The organism is Alteromonas sp. ABH4_453, assembly GCF_056160665.1.
On sequence record NZ_JBSWXP010000005.1, the window covers coordinates 415,841 to 423,802 of the forward strand.

Here is a 7,962-nt window from a genome sequence, read left to right on the forward strand (position 1 = left end):
TGAACGGCGAAGGGTTCTTCTTTTAGATACTTTCAATGAAGTGAAAGATAAAAAAGCTCTGATAGTAAATCAGAGCTTTGTAAGCACTTTAGCCCCCTATATTGCCCGGCTCGCTTTAACTGGTTTAGCAAACCTTAGGATAGACGGCTTTTAAGTAATGTAGTTTGCTTAAAACGGCATTTTGAAGCCAGGAGGTAATGGCATTCCGCCAGTTACATCGCCCATCTTCTCTTTGCTAGTTTCTTGAACGCGACGCACCGCGTCGTTAAATGCTGCAGCAACCAAATCTTCAACCATATCTTTGTCGTCGTCCATCAATGACTCATCAATGTCTACACGACGTACGTTGTGGTTGCACGTCATGGTTACTTTAACCATGCCTGCACCCGCTTCACCTGTTACTTCAATTTTGGCTAGGTCGTCTTGTGCTTTTTGCATGCGCTCTTGCATTTGCTGCGCCTGCTTCATGATATTGCCCATTCCACCTTTAAACATAATTTTTGTCTCGCTTCGTTTTGGTGTTAATAATTCTGCTATCGCGCTTTAACCGAATCGGTTAGCACTGACGCATCGAAAGTCGATAGCAATGCTTGAATTGTATCGTCGGTTTTAATCACCGAGTGTGCATGCGCATGGCGCATGGCATGAATCTCTTGTTGTAACGCAAAAGGTGTAGATGCTGGTTCACCTAACGTGATATTTACTTCAAAGTTTTCACCCAACCCATGATGGATTGCATCAACCAATTGCTTTCTCGCACTATCATTTAATAAATGCGTCTGACTGTGGTCAATTTCAAGGGACACTTGATTGCCCGCTCGAGAAAATGATGCGTGCAGTACCAATTGTTTGAGTAGACCAGCTACCGGCATTTGCTCAATTAAATTGCTCCATTCGTCAATTTGGCTAGCGTGAGTTAATTTGCTTCCATCATTTAAGTACGCCTTTAACTGTCCGTCGTAGGTACTGCTCAGCGGCGTATCAAAATTTAGAGCATCCCGCGCAAAAGACCGTTCTCCCGCACTTTCCATTTGATCTGGGGAACTGCCGTAATTCGAACTGCTATCAGAGGGCGCTTCAACATAGTCAGCACCTTCAACGTGTTGAGGTGGTTGATTATCGTAATCAGTTGCCCAAGGTGGCATATCCTCAACAGGTGTTTCCGAGTTTGATTGCGCCTCAGGTTCGTCATTTGAAAAAGGCATATCCTCTTCAAATTCATCAATCGAGAAATCGCTCATGTGGTTTGAGCTTGAATGACTCTTTTCTGACTCGCTAGTATGCATAGTGTCAGAAGAATGCGCGTGAGTATTACCTAAAGACGAGCCTGAATTTGTACTTTCCAGTTGAGGAGTGTCATCACGTGCAATGCTATTGTCTTTATATTCTGAGCTGCTACCTATAGGCTCTGAGCTGTTCTCTTTAAACTCAGAGCTACTATCTACAGGCTCTGGGCTATGATCTTGCTGCTCACGGCTATCTTCATGCCCAACGGGGTTTAAATCACCACTCTTGATTTCGTTATCAGCACTAGGCTGCCCTGCACTATTATCGCTGTCCTTGTTAACTCCATGTGCAGTTTGTGCAGTACTCAAAGCTTCGGCTTTACTTCTGGTAAAGCGCGCTTGAATATCACTTGCACTTTCGGTCTTAGCATTTGCTGCGCTGGTACTTTTTGCTTCTGCGTCTTGTGCTTTTCTCTGCTTTAACTTTTGACGAAGTGCCAACATATCAGCCGTAGAAGTCAGCTGCTCTTCGGCGGTTAATGAGGACGCTTCGTTATCGTGCACCAACGGCTCGCTGTTTTTATCAGAGCCTTTAGCGTCATAAGAGCCCTCAGCGTTATGAAAGCCCTCAGCGTTATGAAAGCCTTCAGCGTCATAAGTGCCCTCAGCGCTTTGAAAACCTTCAAAACCTAACGACCCATCATCTTCTGACGGAGGTGGCATATCGTCCATGTACGCATCTAACGGAGGTCCATCGAAATGTTGCGCGGCTTCGTTATGGGGCCCACTGACTTCACTTGGCGTTGGTTCAAGCTCTGCAGCAACGCTTTCTGTTTGTACCGCTTGTACCGCGGTGTTTTCTACGGGTAGTTCTTCAATAGACGAAGTTGGAGCTGGCTTTACGGATTCATCATCATGTGAAGCATCACGCTCAAGTGCTGTTGTTTGAGTCGACGTTGCACCTGACTCTGCATGAGGTAGCGCCGACAGAGTATCACTTCCACTCAACTCGCTTTCATCAGTGGCTGCATGTTCCTGCTCTTGCTGTGATTCAACTGGAGACGTCGATTGTTCTTGCTGCTCTTTTTCAATTATTGATGTAGCAAGTGAATCAAGGGTAGATGGCGCACTTTCTAACGACTGAGAAGAGGTAGATTCAACCGATAGATGTGAAAGCGTCTCCTCCTGCACATTGGTTGCAGAAGTTTCGCTTAACGGCGCTTCCTCCTGCTTACCGACGTTTCCCGGGCCACCACTGGAAGAAGCATGATCTACAGGTAAACTATGCTCACTCCTCCCGTTTTCAATCTCACTTGCGGTGTCGTCGATGGGGGTGTTTGGAGCAAACGACATCATTCGCATCAATGTCATTTCGAACGCACTTTTTCCATCAGCAGCAAACGGTAGGTCTTTTCTTCCTTGCAGCGCGATTTGATAAAGCAACTGCACTTGCTCTGCTGGAATTGTTTTCGCTAGTTGAAATATCGCTTTAGCCGATGTGGTTTCTAGCTTACATGCTTCAGGCACCCATTGCGTTAACGCTATTTGGTGCAGCAGGCTCGCCAATTCGCTGTGTACGTTGTCATAATCGGGGGCTTGCTCTGCGATGTCATTGACCAACTGCAATACATCAGCAGGACTTTTACTTACCACAGCATGAACCACTTTAAGCAGCTGGTTCTTGTCCATCAGCCCCAGCATATCGGTTACCACCGATGCCAGCACTTGATTTCCACCCTGTGCAATCGCTTGATCAGTTAAACTCAGCGCATCACGCATACTGCCTTGGGCGGCTCTTGCCAAAAGCGCTAGCGCTTGTGGCTCGAAAGGTAGCTGTTCATGCTCTAAAATATGCTGCAGCTGTCCAACAATCTGCTCCCGAGACATGGCTTTCAAGTTAAACTGCAAGCAACGGGATAAGATGGTTATCGGAAGCTTTTGAGGATCGGTGGTCGCCAGTAAGAACTTAACGTGTGGAGGTGGCTCTTCCAGCGTTTTTAACAGCGCATTAAAGCTGTGTTTTGAAAGCATGTGTACCTCATCGATAAGGTACACTTTATAACGTCCGCGAGTTGGCTTGTATTGCACGTTATCAAGAAGTTCTCGAGTATCCTCGACCTTAGTTCTTGATGCAGCGTCAATCTCTAACAAATCAACGTAGTTGCCCTGCTCTATCTCTTTACAGGTATTACATTGACCGCAAGGGTTGGCCCCTTGCCCTTCTTCGCAGTTAAGGCTTTTCGAAAAAATACGTGCAATAGTGGTTTTACCTACACCTCGCGTGCCTGTAAACAGATAAGCGTGGTGTAGACGATCGTTATCCAAAGCATTTGAAATGGCAGAGACTACATGTTCTTGACCTACAAGTTCGCTGAACTTGCCTGGTCGCCACTTCCTTGCTAGTACCTGATAACTCATTATTACGTATTTTGCCTTGTGCTAGTTATGCTTTATAGCGATTAATCGCCTTCAAACTCACAAATAGAGTAGCTTTCGATATCAAGCGTACTCAATTTCGTTTCGCCACCTAGGTCCGGTAAGTTAATAACAAAACCTGCATGGTTTACTTCACCGCCTAATGAACGAATTAATTTTGCAGAAGCGGCTATCGTTCCACCGGTTGCAAGTAAATCGTCAATAAGAAGCACTTTATCACCTGGCTCGATGGCATCTTTATGGATTTCCAATGTATCCATGCCATATTCAAGCTCGTAGCTCTCGCTAACGACTTCACGAGGAAGTTTGTTGGGTTTTCTCACTGGAACAAAACCAATGCCCATCTCGATGGCCAATGGCGCACCAAAAAGGAACCCGCGTGCTTCAGTACCTGCTATCTTGGTAAATCCCATACCTTGATACTTTTCTACAAGTAACGAGATACAGCTACTAAATGCTTTGTGATCTTCTAAAACGCTGGTCACATCTCTAAATAAAATACCTGGCTTTGGATAGTCAGGTACGGTTTTCACTACTGATTTAATATATTCTGCAGTCACAATTATGCCTTGAATGTCTGCGTTATAACCAGAAGGTGAACCAGCCGGCGATGATATGCATCAACGGGAACGCGATTAGAGTTACTAGCGATGCTAGAAAGTACCACTTGTTATAGACTTCTTTGAAATCTGAATTGTCAGCCATTTGCACTACCTAAACAATTTTGTGAACAAAAAAATGGTGCTAAATGTTAATCGAAAGCAAGCCCGATTGACAGCGCTAATATGATCGATCGCTCACTTTCAGACCAGATCCTGGCGAAAGTTTAATATAAAGCAGGTAAATAGTAATAGTTACTTAGGATACTGGAAGCAGTATTCCTTTTTGTAACATGTCAGTGAGGGTCTGGTTCATACCATTTATAAGCACGTTTGAAGGAATTTGGGGAAGTTGTTGGCACAACGACTCAGCTAATTGTTCTATTTCCATTCCCAGTTCATTTTGTTCCAGCGTGTTGACTAAAATAGCCGTCACCGGATTAACATGAGCAAATTGAACGTCGAACTCACGGTCTCTGTAAACAACGTAGAACTGCTGTTCTTGGGCAGGTTGCTCTGGGATATAATCCTCACCAATTAAATGGACTTCAAACTGATATGCCGCCAACGAGGCATACGGTGACACCCTTATAGCGGTAACATTGTTTTCTTGCTGATAGAACTCAACATTGTCTTCATTTTTTCTGATACTGACGTCAAGCTCAAGCCACTCATAGTGAGCAAGCTCCGCAGCAAAGTCGGGCAGAGTAATATCGAAAGTTGGCTCTGTTGAAAGATACTCAACGAACTCTTTACTTATTTCAGCAAAATAAGGAGAGCGGCATTCGTGCTCAATAAAAAACTGACGCACAATACTCTCCCATCCTTTTTCACCATACTGTTTTACCACAATAGATTTTAAAACGGGAAAACCGGTACTGACGAAATTATCGATGTTGTTGAAAAACAGGGATTGATAAATTTTCATCCGGCGAATGTGATCAGCGTCGGTAACACAAAATGTCTTTGGGTCTTTGATCGCATCAACGAACGTTTTTTGAGTGGTTTGAAATGACTGAGTCACGCGACACTTCCTTTAACGTTTGATGTTTGAACAGCTTCGCATTTTGCTTGAATTTGCTTAATTTTCTGCACTTCCGCTATTAATTCGCTTAACGGGGGAATATTAAAATCACGCTCTAGCAAAGTCGGAAATACGCCGTGAGTAAGGTAAGCATGCTCCAACAGCACCCAAACTGGCTCAATGACATCAGCCCCGTGAGTATCAACTTTCAAATCCTCTGCTTCATCATAATGACCAGCAATATGGCCATACACTATTTTGTCTGAGGGTAAGCCGTTAATGAACGCTTTCGCATCGTATTTATGGTTGATACTGTTCACGTAAACATTATTTACATCGAGAAGCATTTTGCAACCCGATTCTTTTAGTATGCTCTTGGTAAATTCAAGCTCATCCATCTCTTGGCCTGGCGCAATGTAATAAGAGACATTTTCTAAGACTAGCGGTCGTTCAATGATATCTTGAACTTGAACAATTCGAGATACTACGTGCTTAATCGCGTCTTCAGTAAAAGGAATTGGCATCAGATCGTACATATGACCGTTGCCAGAACAAAAGCTTAAGTGCTCGCTATACAATGCAATGTTGTTTGCATCTAAAAATCGTTTAACGGTTTTTACAAACTCGACATCTAGTTTGTCGCTACTTCCGATAGACAAAGATAAACCATGAGTTGTAAAGGGAGCTTGCGAAGACGCTTGCTGAAATTGTTCTTGGTACTTTCCACCAAGTGGGATCCAATTTTCAGGTGCGACTTCCCAAAAATCGACCTCAGATGGCAATGCAGGTGAAAGCTCTTTAAGCATTTCCCGACGAAACCCAAGACCCGCGCCACAGATGTTTTCCATATCTTCCCCTTTACCGCATGGGATTGCACAATAGTAACGTACGTTACTAGACAAAAATGGCCATCATTCGACAGCCATTTGTTGCTAAGCTTAACTCGTATAGCCTTACATCATTCTATCTCACGCTACACAATGTTAATTGAATAACAATTACATGCTACCGCATTTGCCTTCGCCGCACTTGCCTTCTTTACCAGCTTTCTTGTCGCCGCCACATTTACCTTCGCCACATTTGCCTTCTTTGTCAGCTTTCTTGTCGCCGCCGCACTTACCTTCGCCACACTTGCCTTCTTTGTCAGCTTTCTTGTCGCCGCCGCACTTACCTTCGCCACACTTGCCTTCTTTTTCAGCTTTCTTGTCGCCGCCGCACTTACCTTCTCCGCACTTGCCTTCTTTCTCTGCTTTGTCGCCGCCACATTTTCCTTCGCCACACTTGCCTTCCGCAGCGAATTGGCTGTAACCAGATTCTAATGCTTGCATACCAAATGGATTTACATCTGCTACTGCAACCGTTGACGCCAAAGAGCCAATTACAACTGCACCCAACGCTGTCGCTACTGATGATTTTTTAATTTGTTTCATTGATCTACCCTCAATAATATTAGTCATGTTTGACGTACAGTAAGCACGTGTATTTAAGAAGACCTTCCTACTCGCAACGAAATTTCATAAAAAATTAACTTTTTTTCAAGTAACCACTATATCAATGATTTTGTTTAAATTTTTTAAGGTTCACAAAGGTGCTCACTAGTACTCGTTACTAACAAAGTAACTTTCCTCTTACTTATTCATAGTTTGAATTTGTTCGATCACCGTACTACTTTCTGAAAGCTTAAATAGACCTGTTAGTTTTTCCAATAACTCAGCTTTCTTTTTACTCTTGTTAGATACAGCAAAGAAAGTTGGAATGTCACGACGCATTGATACAGTTAGGCCACTGATATTATCGGTTACACGTTCTATTTGATAGAGGTAAGGCGCTTCGTAAGTTACCAAGTGCGTTGTGCGACCGAATTGAAAAAGTTGAATAGCGTCAGTGCTATTAGGCATATCAAAGAATGTATAGTTGGTATCTGCAAGTTCCTGTCTTAAGCCTACATAGTCGTAACCTCTTATTGCAGCGACAGTCTTGTTGCTCTCTAAGCGTGTGTTTGTCAATAAGACTAGCGATAGGTAGCTAAACGGCTTTTCAACAAAAGTTACATGGTTTTCTAACGCTTTGGTGCTCTTAACATTAAGGGTTATGTCTACTTTGCCTTGTCGAATTCGCTTAAAAAGGCGAGCAGGAGGCGGGCACTCTACAACCACTTTATACCCTACTAACTCAAGTATTGTCCTAGAAATAGTAACAGCATCACCGTGACAGCCAAACCCTTCATTATCTTTGATAACCAAGGGAGGAAACTCAACTACCCCAAGTATGATGGTATTATCTTTAACTAACGGCTTGCTTACTTCCTGCCCATTTACAACACTGGCCAGAAACAATAAGACAACAGCAAAACTAATTTTTAAGTACATTGAAAGACACTATTTAAAAGTTGAAGTCTTTTCTATCGTGAAACTCTTTATATAAAAACTATTGAATGAAAGATAGGAGAACAAGAAACCCATGCACGCTAGCAGGTATCAAATACTTTACGGTTCAGTTTCGAACTCTTGAAAGAAACGCTAAAAAAGCAAGCACTACAAACCGAAGCCTAACCCCAGCAAATAGTGGGGTCAGAGTACATTTCTCTGACTTAGCTGCACTGGGGAAGAAGGGATAACCACGTACTGATATTTGAAGTAATAAAGTACTCTGACCCCATTTTGATGTTCGCTGGTGC

The 7,962-nt window shown here is 43.4% G+C and carries 8 protein-coding genes; all 8 read right to left on the bottom strand.

The window, feature by feature from the left end:
* Positions 1-168 precede the first annotated feature (168 nt).
* Positions 169-495 (bottom strand): YbaB/EbfC family nucleoid-associated protein, encoded by a 327-nt coding sequence (locus ACXAGV_RS12570; RefSeq protein WP_014950049.1) that lies wholly within the window; start codon positions 493-495, stop codon positions 169-171.
* Positions 496-533: 38 nt separating this feature from the next.
* Positions 534-3,644: a DNA polymerase III subunit gamma/tau gene (gene dnaX / locus ACXAGV_RS12575; protein WP_474873562.1), complete on the bottom strand. Its 3,111-nt coding sequence runs from the start codon at positions 3,642-3,644 to the stop codon at positions 534-536.
* 41 nt (positions 3,645-3,685) lie between these two features.
* Complete coding sequence (gene apt, locus ACXAGV_RS12580; protein ID WP_474873563.1) at positions 3,686-4,222, bottom strand: adenine phosphoribosyltransferase; 537 nt, start codon at positions 4,220-4,222, stop codon at positions 3,686-3,688.
* 22 nt (positions 4,223-4,244) lie between these two features.
* Positions 4,245-4,367 carry a hypothetical protein gene (locus tag ACXAGV_RS12585; RefSeq protein ID WP_256253717.1) on the bottom strand — a complete coding sequence of 41 codons (123 nt, stop codon included), beginning with the start codon at positions 4,365-4,367 and terminating at the stop codon, positions 4,245-4,247.
* A 153-nt stretch (positions 4,368-4,520) separates the two neighbouring features.
* Positions 4,521-5,285 carry an HvfC family RiPP maturation protein gene (locus ACXAGV_RS12590; RefSeq protein WP_474873564.1) on the bottom strand — a complete coding sequence of 255 codons (765 nt, stop codon included), beginning with the start codon at positions 5,283-5,285 and terminating at the stop codon, positions 4,521-4,523.
* Complete coding sequence (locus ACXAGV_RS12595) at positions 5,282-6,133, bottom strand: HvfB family MNIO-type RiPP peptide maturase (protein ID WP_474873565.1); 852 nt, start codon at positions 6,131-6,133, stop codon at positions 5,282-5,284. Before ACXAGV_RS12595 ends, ACXAGV_RS12590 begins: the two co-directional genes overlap by 4 nt.
* Before the next feature lie 150 nt (positions 6,134-6,283).
* A complete protein-coding gene (locus ACXAGV_RS12600; RefSeq protein WP_014976963.1) occupies positions 6,284-6,715 on the bottom strand; it encodes an HvfA family oxazolone/thioamide-modified RiPP metallophore in 432 nt (143 codons plus the stop codon).
* Between the two features lie 198 nt (positions 6,716-6,913).
* Positions 6,914-7,654: a hypothetical protein gene (locus tag ACXAGV_RS12605; RefSeq protein ID WP_474873566.1), complete on the bottom strand. Its 741-nt coding sequence runs from the start codon at positions 7,652-7,654 to the stop codon at positions 6,914-6,916.
* Positions 7,655-7,962 lie beyond the last annotated feature (308 nt).